This window comes from Allohahella sp. A8, assembly GCF_047946665.1.
Classification (GTDB): Bacteria; Pseudomonadota; Gammaproteobacteria; order Pseudomonadales; family Oleiphilaceae; genus Allohahella.
On sequence record NZ_CP172312.1, the window covers coordinates 4,323,704 to 4,338,264 of the forward strand.

General features: G+C 55.7%; 18 protein-coding genes. 6 read left to right on the top strand and 12 right to left on the bottom strand.

Going from position 1 to position 14,561, the window contains the following annotated elements:
* The first annotated feature begins 52 nt into the window (after nucleotides 1-52).
* Together ACH3PB_RS19340 and ACH3PB_RS19345 are read left to right on the top strand one after the other, a co-directional pair.
* The gene (locus tag ACH3PB_RS19340; RefSeq protein ID WP_416397125.1) at nucleotides 53-2,086 is read left to right on the top strand and encodes a DUF3857 domain-containing protein; all 2,034 of its coding nucleotides are present in this window, start codon (nucleotides 53-55) and stop codon (nucleotides 2,084-2,086) included.
* A gap of 3 nt (nucleotides 2,087-2,089) precedes the next feature.
* Nucleotides 2,090-2,524 (top strand): hypothetical protein, encoded by a 435-nt coding sequence (locus ACH3PB_RS19345; protein WP_416397126.1) that lies wholly within the window; start codon nucleotides 2,090-2,092, stop codon nucleotides 2,522-2,524.
* A gap of 159 nt (nucleotides 2,525-2,683) precedes the next feature.
* On the opposite strand, the gene ACH3PB_RS19350 is transcribed toward ACH3PB_RS19345, so the two are convergent.
* The gene (locus tag ACH3PB_RS19350; RefSeq protein WP_416397127.1) at nucleotides 2,684-2,974 is read right to left on the bottom strand and encodes a hypothetical protein; all 291 of its coding nucleotides are present in this window, start codon (nucleotides 2,972-2,974) and stop codon (nucleotides 2,684-2,686) included.
* A gap of 3 nt (nucleotides 2,975-2,977) precedes the next feature.
* Between ACH3PB_RS19350 and ACH3PB_RS19355 the strand changes: the two genes are divergently transcribed.
* Nucleotides 2,978-3,394, top strand: a complete 417-nt coding sequence (locus ACH3PB_RS19355) for a hypothetical protein (protein WP_416397128.1) — start codon at nucleotides 2,978-2,980, stop codon at nucleotides 3,392-3,394.
* 47 nt (nucleotides 3,395-3,441) lie between these two features.
* On the opposite strand, the gene ACH3PB_RS19360 is transcribed toward ACH3PB_RS19355, so the two are convergent.
* Together ACH3PB_RS19360 and rhuM are read right to left on the bottom strand one after the other, a co-directional pair.
* Nucleotides 3,442-4,269, bottom strand: coding sequence for an SDR family oxidoreductase (locus ACH3PB_RS19360; protein WP_416397129.1), 828 nt, complete (start codon nucleotides 4,267-4,269; stop codon nucleotides 3,442-3,444).
* Between the two features lie 66 nt (nucleotides 4,270-4,335).
* On the bottom strand, nucleotides 4,336-4,983 hold the full coding sequence (gene rhuM, locus ACH3PB_RS19365) for a RhuM family protein (protein WP_416397130.1): 648 nt from the start codon (nucleotides 4,981-4,983) through the stop codon (nucleotides 4,336-4,338).
* Nucleotides 4,984-5,175: 192 nt separating this feature from the next.
* On the opposite strand from rhuM, the gene ACH3PB_RS19370 reads away from it, so the two are divergent.
* Both ACH3PB_RS19370 and ACH3PB_RS19375 read left to right on the top strand, forming a co-directional pair.
* Nucleotides 5,176-5,745, top strand: coding sequence for a YqiA/YcfP family alpha/beta fold hydrolase (locus ACH3PB_RS19370; RefSeq protein ID WP_416397131.1), 570 nt, complete (start codon nucleotides 5,176-5,178; stop codon nucleotides 5,743-5,745).
* A gap of 81 nt (nucleotides 5,746-5,826) precedes the next feature.
* Nucleotides 5,827-6,108: a hypothetical protein gene (locus tag ACH3PB_RS19375; RefSeq protein WP_416399486.1), complete on the top strand. Its 282-nt coding sequence runs from the start codon at nucleotides 5,827-5,829 to the stop codon at nucleotides 6,106-6,108.
* On the opposite strand, the gene ACH3PB_RS19380 is transcribed toward ACH3PB_RS19375, so the two are convergent.
* From ACH3PB_RS19380 to ACH3PB_RS19410, 7 genes are all read right to left on the bottom strand, one after another.
* Complete coding sequence (locus tag ACH3PB_RS19380; protein WP_416397132.1) at nucleotides 5,991-6,695, bottom strand: substrate-binding periplasmic protein; 705 nt, start codon at nucleotides 6,693-6,695, stop codon at nucleotides 5,991-5,993. The genes ACH3PB_RS19375 and ACH3PB_RS19380 overlap by 118 nt on opposite strands.
* 136 nt (nucleotides 6,696-6,831) lie before the next feature.
* On the bottom strand, nucleotides 6,832-7,425 hold the full coding sequence (locus tag ACH3PB_RS19385) for a hypothetical protein (RefSeq protein WP_416397133.1): 594 nt from the start codon (nucleotides 7,423-7,425) through the stop codon (nucleotides 6,832-6,834).
* 1 nt (nucleotide 7,426) lies between these two features.
* Nucleotides 7,427-9,676: a molybdopterin cofactor-binding domain-containing protein gene (locus ACH3PB_RS19390; RefSeq protein ID WP_416397134.1), complete on the bottom strand. Its 2,250-nt coding sequence runs from the start codon at nucleotides 9,674-9,676 to the stop codon at nucleotides 7,427-7,429.
* Nucleotides 9,677-9,696: 20 nt separating this feature from the next.
* The gene (locus ACH3PB_RS19395; RefSeq protein ID WP_416397135.1) at nucleotides 9,697-10,185 is read right to left on the bottom strand and encodes a (2Fe-2S)-binding protein; all 489 of its coding nucleotides are present in this window, start codon (nucleotides 10,183-10,185) and stop codon (nucleotides 9,697-9,699) included.
* 233 nt (nucleotides 10,186-10,418) lie between these two features.
* A complete protein-coding gene (locus ACH3PB_RS19400) occupies nucleotides 10,419-10,544 on the bottom strand; it encodes a hypothetical protein (RefSeq protein ID WP_416397136.1) in 126 nt (41 codons plus the stop codon).
* A gap of 206 nt (nucleotides 10,545-10,750) precedes the next feature.
* A complete protein-coding gene (locus ACH3PB_RS19405; protein WP_416397137.1) occupies nucleotides 10,751-11,545 on the bottom strand; it encodes a VPLPA-CTERM sorting domain-containing protein in 795 nt (264 codons plus the stop codon).
* A gap of 385 nt (nucleotides 11,546-11,930) precedes the next feature.
* Entirely contained in the window at nucleotides 11,931-12,449 is a 519-nt protein-coding gene (locus ACH3PB_RS19410; protein WP_416397138.1) for a helicase-related protein, read from the bottom strand.
* 9 nt (nucleotides 12,450-12,458) lie between these two features.
* Between ACH3PB_RS19410 and ACH3PB_RS19415 the strand changes: the two genes are divergently transcribed.
* On the top strand, nucleotides 12,459-12,707 hold the full coding sequence (locus ACH3PB_RS19415) for a hypothetical protein (protein WP_416397139.1): 249 nt from the start codon (nucleotides 12,459-12,461) through the stop codon (nucleotides 12,705-12,707).
* Here ACH3PB_RS19415 and ACH3PB_RS19420 read toward each other — a convergent pair.
* The gene (locus ACH3PB_RS19420; RefSeq protein WP_416397140.1) at nucleotides 12,704-13,717 is read right to left on the bottom strand and encodes a DEAD/DEAH box helicase family protein; all 1,014 of its coding nucleotides are present in this window, start codon (nucleotides 13,715-13,717) and stop codon (nucleotides 12,704-12,706) included. The two genes, ACH3PB_RS19415 and ACH3PB_RS19420, sit on opposite strands and share 4 nt — an antisense overlap.
* Before the next feature lie 166 nt (nucleotides 13,718-13,883).
* A complete protein-coding gene (locus ACH3PB_RS19425) occupies nucleotides 13,884-14,549 on the bottom strand; it encodes a hypothetical protein (protein ID WP_416397141.1) in 666 nt (221 codons plus the stop codon).
* Between the last annotated feature and the right edge of the window lie 12 nt (nucleotides 14,550-14,561).

The window sequence follows — 14,561 nt, forward strand, 5'->3', positions numbered from 1 at the left end:
TATCTGCTGGATGGATGGTATATTTATCCAGTCCTCAAACACTGGGTAAGTCATGCTGTCTACCTCACGAGTTCTGGCAATCGGGCTGCTCGTGCTCGCCGCCTTTATGGCGAGTGCACAGTCCGAAGCGCCGCCATCCGACCCTGCAGTTCATACTTTCAACGGCCATAGCTTCCAATACTCGCAGACTCCGGGGTGGGTGCATGCCGTAGAGTTTGACACCACGCCGACCGCTGAGGGCAGGGAAGGCGCTGTCGACTACCGCCTCGTCGATGAGCAGATCCGAGTGCGCGGCGCTGACACCACGGCCTTCCATCGTTACGTCACCAGGCCACTCACTATTGGAGGAATCGAGCAGGCCTCGAAGCTCCAGGTCCAGTTCAATCCAGCCTTTGAGCAGCTGGTAATCCATGAAGCCGGCGTATGGCGAAAGGGTGTCTTCAAGTCACGCTTCGATGCCCAGGCGGTACGAATACTAAGCGCAGAGCCGGACTCTGGGGATGATATTCTGACCGGTGAAGTCACGGCATTGCTTTATCTCAAGGACGTTCGTTCTGGGGATGACATCGAGTTCGCCTATTCGATCGTGGGGCGGAATCCGACTTTGGGAGGCCGCTTCTCGAACTGGTTTGCGCTGAACTGGACGCAACCCGTGGTCCGGCGGACGATGCGCATTTTCATGCCTCACCAGCGTGCGCTCAAGCTCCAGAACTACAATCATGATCTCGCCCCGACCACGAGCCGGCTCGGCAGTGACACGGTATTCGAGTGGGATGTTCGTGATGGTCCCATCATGATCGACGAGGGCGATTATCCCGCCGAGTACGATGCACAGCGTGCCGTGAGTGTTTCAGAGTACAACGACTGGCAAAATGTTGCGGACTGGGCGCAACGGCTATACCCAATCGAAGCGGTGACTTCCACAGAGTTTGCGACCCTGGTGGCGGAGCTGAAGCAGCTGCCTAAACCCGCTGCGCTCATGCAGGCGCTGGGCTTTGTTCAAAATGAGATCCGTTACGTGTCGTTGTCCTTCGGCAGCAATGCCTTCAGACCACACCGGCCGGACGAAGTGCTTGAAGCTCGCTATGGCGATTGCAAGGACAAGACCCTGTTACTGCTTCACCTGCTGCAGGCGATCGGTATCGAGGCTCAGCCTGCGCTGGTCTCCACTACACGCGGAGCAGGTATCGCCACGATCGCCCCCATGCCCGATATCTTCGATCATGTCATCGTTCGCGCAGTAGTGGGCGATCAGACCTATTGGCTGGATGGCACCCGCCGTTTCCAGGGTACAAGTCTCGACACAATAGGCATGGCTGACTTCGGATATGCACTAGTGCTGGCCCCTCAGCCTGATGGCGGCGGCCTGAAGGCCATGGAGATCGCCCCGAGCTACGAACCGAAGCAACACGTCATCGAGCGATTTACTGTGAGCTCGTACGACCAGCCCGCCCGCTACGAGGTTGATACCGTGTACGAGGGCAGCTTTGCCGAGTCCGAGCGAAGTTCGCTAGCCGAATCTGGACGTGGCAAGCTCGAGCAGCAGTACCTCACCTATCAGAAGGATCTCTACAAAGGGCTCACATTGGCAGAGCCGCTGGCCGTGGAAGACGATGTCGCTCGAAACCGCATCGTGATCAAGGAGCGCTATGAGATCGCAGACTTTCTGACTCTTGAGGATGGCTGGCTGAGCTATGGCGTCAGCCCGTACGGCATCGAGACGGTTCTGCAGATGCCAAAGAAGAAGCAACGAACTGGACCCGCTTATATCGGCAGCCCGGGCCTGTACAAGAGCACGGTCACCGTGCAGATGCCTCACGCCTTCATTCCTGGTGATGATGTCAGTTTTCAGAAAGTACTCGCGCCAATCAGCTATGACTATTCGCAGTCGGACGATGGGAGGACAGTCACTACCGAGCAAACCCTGCATCTCAGGAGCCACGCGCTTGCAGCTGAGGCCATGCCGGAGCTGAGCACACTGCATGAGTCGATCGCCGACCGTCAGTGGGTCAGTAGCGTGCATCCGGAGAACACGCCGACCGTGGCGTTTCTGCGCAAGGTCATCATGAAATTACAGGAGCTCTAGGGTATGGCTATCAGCAAGCAGCAATTTCGTCTTTTGATTTTCGCAGAGATCCTGTTAGCTGTGGCGACTGGTTTCGCCACTTACTGGCAAGGTTCTCTGGTGGAGAAAGTCCAGGTCTACGCAGATTCACTGGGAACTTTGCCTTCGCCAGATTCATTTGTGGTACTGATGGGGACTACCGTGCTCCTCTCAGTACTCTCTATTATAGCCATCACCGGACTCATGTTATTCAGAAACTGGGCCCGCTGGCTGTATGTCATCATCCTTGCTCTGACTTTTCCATTGACCTTTTATCTCACACCGGTGAACGTCGAAGGGCCATTCGAAACCATCTTTCTCAGCATGGGAGAAATGCTGGCTGGCGCGATCGTGGCACTAATGTTTTTCTCGCCCGTCTCCAGATTCTTCCAGCGGGAAGCCAGCACCAATTATCAGTGATTATCACTGTGAGTGATAAATTATCATGGACGTTGATAAAGCGGGATAAAGTGGCGATGCCATTGGTGTGAACCTAGAAAGGTTGAAGCGCTTATTACTATCTTTGCCATCGAAGCCTTTTCCATACTAAAGGCACACGAACATATACAGCGTGATTGGCTATCGCTTCAGGCCAAAAAAGACATTGATGAGGTCAGTGATGGCTTGCGCCACCATCATTCGGTCAAATAGGTCGATCGTGGCGGTCTCAGCGAGCTCTCTCAAACGTTGTTGTGCCATCAATTTTCTGTCCACAGGCGCAGCGATGGTAACCAATACTCTGCCTTTGGTAGTGACGGTAATCTGCTCACCCTGATTCGCTCTTTCGTGACATCTGAGTAGGTCGGCTGTTAACTCGCTGATACCGACAAGTAACATATGGGGTGCCCCCTGTGCTGCATCGTCGATCAATAAATGATCATTTTTCTGGCGTTTCCGCTCATCTCACTGCTAGAATTGCGCCCTCACTTAATAGCAAGGATGCTAAGAATGATTCGAATAGCCGCAATACTTTTTTCTCTCCTGATAAGCGCCTCAGTGCTCGCCGCAGAACCTAAGTTCGATGCGTCCACGAACGACAGCCACATGAAATCGCTGTATGCAATCGGCAAAATCGCTTCCAAGGCAGATGGTCAGCGATTGCAGAAAATCTTGATCGCCTACGGTATGGGTGAGTTCGTCGCCACCGACGGGCCTGTTTATACCTACAACGGCCAACATTCGGAAGAGCTCTTCCAGAAGGCTTACCTGTACTCGCTGAGCCAGTTGAATGGCTTGACGATGCAGGAAATTTTCGCCAAGTACGAAGCTGATAAAAAGGCTGCGAAATAGGCTCTTCGGGTACGGGATGGCCTGAGTCGCTGACACTCTGTCAGACGCTAAACGAAACCATCTTCCTTCGCTGACCGGGCGTACTGTTTGTTCATCAGCTTGAACAGCACGCTCGGGAAGAAGCGTTTGATCCAGAGCCCGTGCATTTCGACACCGCTACCCACGGCGATCTCCGGCTTTCCCTTGCTCAGACCCTTGACGATGACGCGGGCGCATTCGTCGGGGTCCATGCCTGCCGCAATATTGCTGTCAGTCTTGCCGAACGCAGAGCCGTCTCCGGTCACGGCGTTTTCCGAAAGCTCCGTGCGGATGAAACCGGGCAGAATCGTGCTGACCTGAATGTTGTGCTGATCAACCTCTGTGCGCAGCGCATCAAAAAATCCGACGACGGCATGCTTCGCCGCGCAATACCCGGTGCGGAATGGGGCGCCGATCTTGCCAGCTACGGAAGCTGTGATAACAAGGTGACCACCGCCCTGAGCGATCATCTGCGGCAGGACGGCTTTGGTGAGTGCGATCTGACCGAACACGTCGACTTCGAAGAGCTTGCGGTAGGTCGCCATATCGGTGTTCACGCAGCTAGAGCGCTGGGAGATGCCGGCATTGTTGATGAGCGTGTCGATCCTACCAGCTGCCGCAACGGCGTCGGTGACGCACTTCGGCAACGAGGCTTCATCGGTCAGATCCATCGGCAACACGATGCTCGCGCCACGACCACCGGAAACACTGTCGCAAGCCGCCTTCACTTCCGCTAGTGCATCAGCCCTGCGAGCCGAGAGAATCACGGTCGCGCCTTGCCGCGCAAACTCGAGCGCCAGTGATTTGCCTATGCCGGAGGAGGCACCAGTAATCCAGATGACTTTGTCGTTATACATACTGATTGTTCCAGGCAGCTGACTATCGCGTCAGTCTGGCAGGTCGCAGCTGGAAACAGAATACTGTTAATCAGTCGGCTTGCTATCGATGTCTTTGACGAGTTTGTCGAAGTCACTCTCAAAGAGGCGATCCTGCACGATACGGTATTTCTCAAATTCACTCTCGGCGTGCTGGCGAGCCAGCCTTGCGCTGATATTTCCGCTATCTTGCAGGATCTCTCGCTCATCGAATTGTAGAAACGCGTCCAGACGCTTCGCCCAATCCTCCATGGTCATGGGAATTCTGCGCTTTGCGCGATCTTCTGCCAATTCGAGATAAGCGTTTACTATTCTGCCTAGCGAACTCAGCTCATCCTGGCTCAAGTAGTTTTTGGCGGTCGCTACATCGGTCTTGAGAATTTTGCCTTCAGGGCCATTGGCCCAACTGGTGAGCCCCATGTTCGGCTTGCTGCTATCCGCGCGTAGCTTTACCAGCTCGGCTGCAGTTATTAGGAATTTCCGAATAACTGAATGATCCGCCAATTCGCCAGCCTGAAAGATCTTTTTCAAGTGTTCGTTGACGGTCGGAGTGCTGACACCGAATAGCTCCGCCATCAGCTTCTGCGTGAGCCAGATCGAGTCGTCTTCGTAGCGGGCTTCGATCGTCTGTTCGCCGGATTGGCCGGTGAAGATCAAAAACTCAGCGGTGCTGTTGCGGATTAGTTTCGTGTTCAAAGCTGCCTCCTTGCAGGCTCGTATATCAATTAGCGCTCGGGCCGAATGATAGCATGGAATACTGTATGCATGGACAGTTATCTGCGGCGGCGCGCAGCGGTATACCGCAGTATCCAAAAACAGATACGGTATCCAAATCAAGATACCGGAGTATACCGAGACCCTTAGCCCCGACAGCATGGAGCGTTTATATTGAACATTTTCTACTGCCACGGCTTTGCCAGCGCGTTCAATCCCGTCAAGCCAAAGATACAGTGCCTCAGCGAGCTCGGTCCGGTTCACGGGATCAATTTCGACTTCACGCAACCCGCAGAGACATTGGTAGAGCGATGCATTGCAGCCCTGCTCGAACACGATATCGATCTCCTGGTTGGCACCTCCATGGGCGGGTGGCTGGCCAATGTGGCCGGATCTCGCGCTGGCCTGCCGTTCGTCGCGATCAATCCAGCCATTGAGCCATCACGAACGTTGATGCGTCACGTCGGCAAAGGTGTGGATCATCAGGGTAGGCCTTATGATCTGGAAGCATCCGCAGTGCTTAGCTATTCGCCGTTTCGCCTTGAAGGCTGTGGACTGATTCTTCTGGATGCAGGCGATGAGGTGCTTGATTCAGCTCAGACAACGTCTCTCTGCAAGCCGCGATTTGAAGTCGTTTCGTTCCCCGGCGGCAGTCACCGCTTCGATCACATGGAAGCCTCGCTGCCGGTGATAGATGCATTTTTCCACCGGGCAAGCCTGGTCTATGGGCTGGACGACGACTGATACAAACGAGGAAAACACATGTACGACATCATCGGCGACATCCATGGCTATGCTTCAGAGCTGAAAGCGCTCCTCGCAAAGATGGACTACCAGAACATCGACGGCGTCTGGCAGCACCCTGAGCGCAAGCTTATTTTCCTCGGCGACCTTGTAGACCGTGGGCCCGAACAGGTGGAAACGGTCCAGATTGCCAAAGCCATGGTCGAGCATGGCCATGCGCTAGCCGTGATGGGGACACTAATCAATCAATACGGAAAGGCTGCCTCAACACTGCTGACAAAGCCTCTGGCGCGCAGGTTATCAAGCGCTGTCTGCAGTTTCACGACGGTCGATTCCGGCACATCCCGCGTTAATGCGATGTAGAGCGGTTTGGAAAGCTCCGCAATTGGCAGTGCCTCTTCGAGCGCCTCAGGGCTGAAGCCTTCTTCTGGGAGCCAGTAAGGAATCGTGGTCTTGCTCATAGGCAAGAGATCGATGCGACCTGCGAAGAGCTTGCGGATGTTGAGTTCGGGCGTCGAGACGAGTTCGAGGTTGAGCCCGTCGACGAAGCCCTGTGCTAGCAGATAGGCCTGCTTGACGTCGAGAAACTCACCGCCCACTTCATATGCTCTGGCGTCCACGAGCGTGCGCAGGCTGATGTCCGCGCGGCAGCGCAGCTTGTAGAGACTGACTTCATACGGCGCGATAGGACCGACCCAGCGGAACAGTTTTTCCCGCTCAGGGGTCCGTGCTATCGAATAGATCAGGGCATTCTTGCCATTCGAAGCCATGGAATAAGCGCGAGCCCAAGGCATCACCTCAAATCTGCGAGTGGCTATTTCAGCGTCGGCCAGAGCGGCCTTGACGATGATGGTCGCAAGTCCGGTCACTTGCTTGTTGCTGGTGTAGGTATATGGCGGAAAATGGGCGGTAAAAACACGGAGGGGTTCCGCTGAAACAGCAATACTCATACAGAGTAAGCAGACTGCCATCAGCGTACGTGTCACAGTCTTCATAGCCAAGCCTCGCGAACAACCAGACGCTGATTTGAGTCTAACGCTTTCGGCCACGGCACTACAAAAGAAAAGTTGTTACAGAGCTCGACCGTCACTCGGGACAGGCCGCGCCCGTTTCGATCCAGCTTTTGGTCAGTTCGCCGAACATTTTCTGCGTACCGGGCGCTGGGGTGCGGCCTTTTCCCGGCTTCCATCCCCAGCCAACAAGACCATCGTTGGCATTGTGATCAGCAAGCTCGGCAAGCGTCCGGTTGCCGTTGCGCTCTGGATCCTTCAACTGGGCGCAGATCTCAGCGACGCTCAGACCGATCCAGCCCATGCTGACGGGCGGCAGGTGCCAGGGCGTATGCCCAGGAATGCTCCCTTCACCGCCGACAAATTCAGCGTTCTCAGCACCGTGGCAAGAAGTACAGTGCAGGCCTGGAGGACCAAAACCAGCCTCGTTCCAACGCACGACTGGCGGATTGTGTGGCCGCATGTCATCGCCTTGCATCGGAAGGTTTTCAACGGGATGGCAGTTCATGCAGCGGGGGTGGGTGATGACCTTCGCCATTTCATTGAAGAGGGCTTGCGAGCGCTCAGACTGATCTTCGATGTCCTTGAACTCATCGGGCCCCCGCAAGTCTTCTGCCGTAGCGGGTGTAGCGAGAACGATTGCCGAGAATATCAGGCTTGTCATGCGCATTTCAGGCCTCCAATGCTTTAAGGATATCTTGCGGACGCATAGGAATGGTCCGTAAGCGGGCCCCCGTTGCATGGAAAATCGCGTTGCCAATGGCCGGCGCCACACCGATGACGCCCGGCTCGCCAAGGCCCACAGGCATGTGATCGTTTGCTACGAATTCGATATCGAGTTCGGGAACCTGATGCATCCGCATCGGCGTGTAGGTATCAAGATTCCGATCACGAGGCAGGCCATTTTCAATCTCGGTACCTTCGTGAATGGCCATTGAGGCGCCCCATAGGATGGCGCCCTCTGCCTGGGCAAGCGCGCCGTCCGGATGCGCCAGGGTGCCCGCATCTATACTCGCCCAGATATGCTGCAAGGTGATCTCGCCCGTGCTACGGTCCACACGCACTTGCGCGACGGTCGCTATCCAGGTGGGCATGCCGCGCTCCTGACCAGCGGTGAGAGAGATACCCATCCCCGTGCCCTCAGGAAGATTTTTCCGCTCGGCCCATCCCGACTTCTTCACCACACGGTCGAGCACCTCGCGCAGACGCGCAGCACCGCCCACAGCGTGTGGTGCTTCACCGGCGTTGCGGCCCGTGGCATTCAGCAGGGAACGGCGGAAAGCCGCCGGGTCCTGTCCAAGCTTGTTGGCGATCTCGTCAATATGGGTTTCAACAGCCCATAACGTGAAACCCGGTGCCACCGACCGCAGGTTGCCTGGCAAGAAGGTTTCATGCACCTTCTCGTTTTTGACAGCGCGAACACGCATCGACTCGGCGGTATACCAGTGATCCGCGCCGCTGATCGAGAATGGATCGATCTTGCCGCCTTTGACGCCGTCAGCAAGAAAGGCAGGTGCAATCGGTGCAGTGGCCCAGCCTGAAGCACAAGCGTGATCGTAGGCCTGCAGGGCGCCGTTTTTATCAGTCACTGATCTGACTTTGTGTACGGTTGGCGAGCGGGGGCAGTCGAACCGTGTGTCATCTGGGCGAGCCATGACCATCTTGACCGGGCGGCCAATGGCTTTTGCTGTGAGTGCGGCAGGGACCACAAAATCACAGAACAAACGTCGCCCGAATCCGCCACCCAGATAAGACGTCTCGAACACGAGATTCGCCTGGTCGATCTCCAGCGCCTTGGCCACAAGAGGTAGCGTTAGGGACTGCCATTGATTCCCCGCGTGCACGCGCCAGGTCTCACCATCCTGCCACACCAGGGCGTTACCTGGCTCGAGCTGCATGTGCAGCACAGTGTGGGTCTGGTAGATCCCTTCGTGCACCTTCTCGGCAGCATCGAGCACCGCGTCAGGCTCGCCCTCGAGCATGAACAGCGCCCCGGCGGCTTTGTCGTTGACCAAACGTTCGCCCTCGGCAAGCAGGTCGGCCTCGCTCATATTTCTGCCCGAGCCACCTTCCCAGGTGACCTTGAGCGCATCAACAGCTTTCGAAGCCGCGGTCCAGCTTTTGGCGACTACGACCAGCCAGCCCTGACAGGTGTCTGTAGGGTCCTTTAGCTCAACGGTCTGTATGTAGCCTGGGATCTTCTTCGCGGCGGAGTCGTCCCAGTTCTTGACCTTGCTACCAAAGCGGACCGGCGGCATCACCGGCCGGGCATACACCATGCCTTTGACGGTTCGATCGATGCCGTAGATCGCGCTGCCATCGACTTTCGCAGGGACATCGCGAGCCACGGTGTCCCGGTTTAACAGTCGCCGCTCAGACGCGGGTTTGAGTTTGATCGCCTTGAGCTCATCATCGGTAAACTCTCGGTTGACGGCGCCGCGGGCGACAAGCTCGCCGTAACTGATCGACTGCTCCCCGTGGATCACCTTGCTCGCACGCGCCATGCATTCAGCAGCAGGCACGCCCATTTCGCGCGCGCCTGCATCGATGAGAGCCATGCGCCCAGCTGCGCCAGCTCGGCTGAAAGCGAAGAAATTGTGATTGACCGACCACGATCCACCAGTGACCATATAGCCCCACTTCGGGTCGGTATCGACATGAACGAATTCGACGTCGTCCCAGTCGGCCTCCAGTTCCTCGGCGATGACCCGGGACAGCGCCGTACCAACGTGCTGTCCCATCTCGGCCATGTGGATATGCATGGTGATCTTGCCATCGGGCCCAATTGCATACCACACCGTCGGCTGAAACCCTTCACCCATGGATCGTCCAACGGGGACTTGTCCGAAAGCCAGGCCGCCGCCCATAAGACCAGTGGTCACACCAGCCCCTGCCAGGGCGAGAAACCAACGGCGAGTCATCAAGAAATTCGAGTCCTGGGTCATGAGTTGCCCCCTCCGGTCTGGGATGCAGAGGCGAGCTTGATCGCTTTGCGGATCCGGATGTATGCCATGCAGCGACACAGATTGCCGGCCATGCCCGCAGTGATTTCTTCGTCTGTAGGCTCTGGACTTTCGGCGAGTAACGCGACCGCCTGCATGATCTGGCCGGACTGGCAGTAGCCGCATTGTGGCGCCTGTGCCTCTATCCAGGCCGTTTGAACCGGATGGAGTTCACCCTCGCCCAGACCGGCGGAGGCGGGGAGACCTTCGATGGTTGTGACTTCAGAACCATCGAGTGTAGAGATGGGCGTGACACAGGATCTACGCGCCTGGCCGTTGACGTGAACGGTGCAAGCGCCGCACTGCGCAATGCCGCAGCCAAACTTTGTGCCAGTCAGGCCAAGTTCGTCTCGCAACACCCAGAGCAGCGGCGTATCGTCCGGCACGTCGACTTCAACTGCTTTCTTATTCAGCTTGAATTTGATCAAGTTCTGTCCTCCTATTGGTGACGCGACGTCAGCAGGGAGAAAGCAAGTTGTCAGCTCTACTAGGCGCGAGACACATGAACTATTTGTAAGGTAATGCGTCGAGATCCACGGAGTCAATTCAGATCGGTATTTATTTACCAGGAGATAGGGCGGGAGGCCAAGCGCTTATCGGTTTGGAGGGAGACAGACGCTCAGCCACGGTCACGTCGTCTGGGGGAGATCCTGGCTATGTCTCAGAGAACAGTACGCAACACCATCTCGGAGGCATTGTTGCTGGTGAACAGCCCAAATATCGATATGCAAACGAGGGCGGCGTACAGGGTGAGATCGAAAGAGGTAACAAGGGACTGCTTGGTCATTCGTGCTGGGGTCCGGAAGATGGCTTGAAAGTGCGCGCAGGGTACTGCCGGAGTGGTCAGCAAACAACCACTGTGGACGCATCGTCATGGAGTTATTGTTTGCAAGTGTGGGTGACGAAATGTGTCTGGCTTGGCGCCATCGATTTACGATAATTATCGTCCGGCGCGATAATTAACGATACATGCCGGTCTTCTTGTTCGTTTACTCAGATAGACATCGCCTGCGTAGCCGCACTGTTGTGGCTGCGGCTTCGTCTGAAGCTCACACCCGCATAACCGGCAATCCCCGACAAAAATAGCCATGCTGCTGCAGGCAGTGGAACCGGGGTGACATCGTCTGCTAGCCCAGCTTCATCCAGAGACTGCAGCGCAACCTGAATGTTATAAGACTTTATAGTGCCGTTAGCATCTGCATACGAGGCTAACATCACCAATTTGCTACCAGACAACAGATAGGCGCCGTCGTTCAGTAAACTCTCTCCTGTCGCGATTGCATTTGCGTTCACGCTGCCAGGTGCGAGCTTTGCTTCAATCCGCGTATTGAAGCACCAATCATTGCTTGGTTTTAGGTAACTTGCATAGCAAGTCGCACCTATCTGATCTTCCTTGCCGGAGCGATTATCGGAGAATACGAGCGAATTTTGTCTCGAGTAGGTGTTGAACGACAGCTTATCGAAGGATCTGGGGTCGGAGGCTGAGGGTGCCGTACTCTCGAAAGGGAGAGGATAGTCGAAGATCACGTCGATCCAGCTTACGCCCCATCCGGTTGGATATGACGTTTGAGTGCCGGTCTGTTTTGGTGTCCCCGCCAAGCTGTAATTGAGTGAGATTGTGCCGCTTACGAGAGGCCTGTACGCAGTCGACTCGTAACCGAAAAGGGTGGCGTCACCGACGGTAAGCGCGCCTGAAAAATTCAATGTTACTGGAACAGCATAACTCTGTGAGCATGCTAGTGAGGCTGCAAGCAAGCCGACAGCTTTGATTTTATTTATTGTTTTCAAGAGAGTCCTTTCTTTATCGAGGGGCTTTTTTAGAAGATAAGAGGTCCAGCGTGGTGGCTCAATCGAGATGAGCCGGGACTGTGAAGTAGTTCTCGGAACCTGGAGCTTCGGCTCAAAAATCGTCACTCATCGGCTGCGACCGATCCGATGGTAGGGGCATCCATTACAAGAGCTCAGTGTGCAGCACGTTCTTTCGATGCCATTGCAGGAACTCCGGATGGGGTCGACTTCGGGAGTCGTCGGGCAGTATCAATTCGCGCCCGGAGTGTATAAGGCTTATCAGTCCTTTAGGTAAGCTGCGCTTGAGGGCTCCAAATCATTGACCTGGTTATCTCCACATAGGGGAGACGGTATGCTGTTCGATCAGATGGTTGCAGGTGGGGTCTTAGTCGAAGACGGGTCCGGCGGGCGCGTTTTCAGTAAAGATTTCGGCTTTAACCGCAAACTCAGCCAGCCCACGATAGTTCATCGTCTGGCCGATCAAAGCCTGCGGCTTGTGCAGAAAGCTATGGTGGTTACCAATGAAGTCCAGCACCACCACATGCGTCTTCTCCGGCTCTGCCTTGCGAAGGCCACGACTGAACTGCTGCAGAAACAGAATCTTGGACTCGGTGGGACGCAGCATCATGATGGTGTCGATGGCTGGTAGATCCACGCCCTCGTTGAAGAGATCGACCGAGAAGATGACCTGAAGCTGATTGCTCTCGAGGTCTTCTAGCGCCTTGCCACGAGACAGCGCAGAGCCTGTATACACCGCAGCAGCCCTCACGCCAGATTTGTTGAACTGCTCGGCCATGAACTCGGCGTGAGCCTTGGAGACGCAGAAGGCGAGGGTGCGGCGCTGGCCCTCTGAGCGCCAGATTCGCAGTGCATGACGAGCACGGCCGAGCGTAGCCAGCTTCACGGAGAGTAGGTGGGGGTCGAACTTGCCAGAGCGCCAGGGGATCTCCGTGTAGTCGACGCTCTCGTCATAAATGCCGTGGTAGCGAAAAGGCGCCAGCAGGTTCTCGTGAATGCCGCGAAACAGATTGCACTCGAAGACCAGGTTGTCATCACACAGCGACAGGATGTCAGACTGATCCGTCCGGTCGGGTGTCGCAGTCAGCCCCAGCAGGAAGCGTGGCGTGAAGTGATTCAGCAGACGGTGCTGGGTTGGTGTTAGCTCGGCGCGGCCGCATGGTGAAACTCATCCACCACGATGTAGTCGAAGTGCGTCGTCGCGAACTGTTCGAGATGCGCCGAGCGACCAATGGTTTGTATGGACGCACACAGCACATCGACGTCGACATCCCGTTGCTGCCCCTTGTAGAAGCCAACCCGCAGGCCTTCGCCGATGCACACAAATGTCGCCGCCGCCTGATGCAGAATCTCTTCCCGGTGCGCGACGAACAGCACGCGTTTGGCCTGAGAGGCTTTCACATCGAAGGCCGCAAGCCAGGTCTTACCCAAACCCGTCGCCAAGACGACCAGACCACGACGATAGCCATGAAGGCGTGACTCATCGAGCGCCGCCAGAGCCTCCACTTGCACCGATGTCGGCGTTGGCGGCTGCACGATCTCATGACTACCTGGCGCGACAGACGTGGCGGGTGGTCGCCTACGCAGTTCATACTCATCGATCCGACGATGCGTGAGGGATACGGCACGCGGATGAGCGAATAGCTGATTGAACTGGTGCTGAGTCGCCAGAAAGCCATCATCACCGGGATAGCAGATACGATAGTTCCACTCCAGGCCATCTTTGAGCGCTTGCCGGCTGATATTGCTGGAGCCGATAAAGGCCTCGCCGACGAGACCAACATTGCTGCCGCCTTGCCCGAGCTGATGAACGAAAAGGTAAGTCTTCAGGTGAAAGCTCGTGCCAGGGGCGCACTCGTAGACTTTGACCTCAGCACCGGATTGCTGCAGGAGCATCAGCTCGCGTAGCGCCTGAGGATCAGTGATGCCAAAGTAATCGCTGGTGAGAATGCGAACCTGCACATTGTCGCGGGTGAGGACGCTTTGGAGATCGTCCCGAAGGAGTTCCAGGCCAGCGCGCTGAATGAAGGCCACTGCCATATCGACTCTAACGGCACGATTGATGGCATTGCAAAGCCAGGGGAGAATGTGATCTGTGGGGCCGCCCGTGATGAGCTGGCCAGTGTACTCGTCTGGCTTCGGTTCGCTCTTCACAAGCTGCGCCGACTCAGCCCGAACATCTCAACTAGCGGCACACGCTACCCCTTCTTGCGAAAAACGATCGTTTCCCAGGATACGGCACTGCGCTGAAGCTTGTCATCTGTGCAAACGGTTAGGTGAACTGTTGACGAAGGTTTTGCACGGATGCTCGCAGAGTGTCTTAATTTGCGTTGCCGAGCACGAGGCTGCAGGGCTTCCCGTCTTTAGTGACATAGTTAGCCTCAGCCAAGGCTTTTTTTAGCCGTGTTGCCATTCGAAACGCTTTAAAGTCTTTTAGCAGGTAACCAGCTACAACTACGCAGAGGCTGAGTCCAGAAACAGCCAGAAGTATGCTCAGCAGCGACGTGGGTGCGAGAAGAATTCCGAACGCCCAGATGACCCCTATAACAAAAATAAAAATCGCTGAAGCTAGGGAATACCCGGCAAACCACTTGTCCCGCAGCTTAACTTCGACTGAGAGGGTGTGGTCTGAATAGCCGTCCACATAATAAGCGAGTAAGCGTAAGTCTTTTATGGAGTAGCACCCAGATGTGTAAAGAAGCATAAGTGCGTTGGCTTTGACGGGTGAGGTACGCAGGCCTGAAACTAGCCGGAATATTTCGTTGTCTCGGAGAAGATCAATAAATTGTAACTGGAGATCGCCTTGAGAAATTTTCTCAGCGAGCTCGGCGATTCGGTTCAGATATCGCCTGCGCACGTAGATTTCGTAGAAGTCGAAGTTGCTTCCAGCAAGCTTTACTACAATAGGTCCACCTATCAGAAAGATAAACGCTATTTGAGCTGAGTAGGGGAGCTTGGTCCACTCTGAGATCAACGCACTCTCCATCGTACTTTCCCC

Bases quoted from the DNA above. Each gene is read 5' to 3' on its own strand.
- ACH3PB_RS19340 (WP_416397125.1), top strand. From the start codon at position 53: ATGCTGTCTACCTCACGAGTTCTGGCAATCGGGCTGCTCGTGCTCGCC.
- ACH3PB_RS19345 (WP_416397126.1), top strand. From the start codon at position 2,090: ATGGCTATCAGCAAGCAGCAATTTCGTCTTTTGATTTTCGCAGAGATC.
- ACH3PB_RS19355 (WP_416397128.1), top strand. From the start codon at position 2,978: ATGATCATTTTTCTGGCGTTTCCGCTCATCTCACTGCTAGAATTGCGC.
- ACH3PB_RS19360 (WP_416397129.1), bottom strand. From the start codon at position 4,269: ATGTATAACGACAAAGTCATCTGGATTACTGGTGCCTCCTCCGGCATA.
- ACH3PB_RS19375 (WP_416399486.1), top strand. From the start codon at position 5,827: ATGGACTACCAGAACATCGACGGCGTCTGGCAGCACCCTGAGCGCAAG.
- ACH3PB_RS19380 (WP_416397132.1), bottom strand. From the start codon at position 6,695: ATGAGTATTGCTGTTTCAGCGGAACCCCTCCGTGTTTTTACCGCCCAT.
- ACH3PB_RS19385 (WP_416397133.1), bottom strand. From the start codon at position 7,425: ATGCGCATGACAAGCCTGATATTCTCGGCAATCGTTCTCGCTACACCC.
- ACH3PB_RS19390 (WP_416397134.1), bottom strand. From the start codon at position 9,676: ATGACTCGCCGTTGGTTTCTCGCCCTGGCAGGGGCTGGTGTGACCACT.
- ACH3PB_RS19400 (WP_416397136.1), bottom strand. From the start codon at position 10,544: ATGACCAAGCAGTCCCTTGTTACCTCTTTCGATCTCACCCTGTACGCC.
- ACH3PB_RS19425 (WP_416397141.1), bottom strand. From the start codon at position 14,549: ATGGAGAGTGCGTTGATCTCAGAGTGGACCAAGCTCCCCTACTCAGCT.